This window comes from Halorubrum sp. GN12_10-3_MGM (genome assembly GCF_005435235.1).
Taxonomy (GTDB): Archaea; Halobacteriota; Halobacteria; order Halobacteriales; family Haloferacaceae; genus Halorubrum; species Halorubrum ezzemoulense.
On record NZ_SGUB01000070.1, the window covers coordinates 1 to 494 of the forward strand.

Below are 494 nucleotides of genomic sequence, written 5' to 3' on the forward strand. Positions count from 1 at the left end.
GCGCTCGCGGAACAGACCGAGGAGCGGGGCGTCACGAAGGGCGTCCATCCGGCTGGGTTCGCAGCGGCCTGCCTCTACAAAGCGTGACAGGAACAGGGAAAGTGGGTGACGCAAAGCGACGTCGCAGAGATCGGGAACGTCACGCCAACGACTGTCCGGACGCATCACGAAACGCTCGATCAACTCGCGGTCTAGACAGGCCAAGTAGGAAGCGACGGCGTCTCGTTCTCCCAGCGAATCGCTTCTACCGCCGCCGGGAACTGTTGGAGTCGGTCATCGAGGACAGCGAGCGGGTGCGCATCGAGAAACGATGCGCGATGTCGATCAACCGGCGTGTCTTCGTGACTGAGTTGGATGTGACAGGGGCCAAGGTCCGGATGATCGGCGTCTTGGTGGAAGCCGAGCATCAGATTCCGGTCCGGTTCGACCCAGTTGATGCGGTAGTATTCCTGGTCGACGCCGGCGGGGTACCAGAAGCGAACCTCGAGTCGTGC

The 494-nt window shown here is 62.1% G+C and carries 2 pseudogenes; one reads left to right on the top strand and one right to left on the bottom strand.

From position 1 onward, the window contains the following. A pseudogene (locus tag EXE47_RS19150) lies at positions 1 to 195 on the top strand (transcription initiation factor IIB family protein); the annotation flags it as partial. Here EXE47_RS19150 and EXE47_RS19335 read toward each other — a convergent pair. Beyond that, positions 192 to 494: pseudogene (locus EXE47_RS19335) on the bottom strand (hypothetical protein); the annotation flags it as partial. The pseudogenes EXE47_RS19150 and EXE47_RS19335 overlap by 4 nt on opposite strands.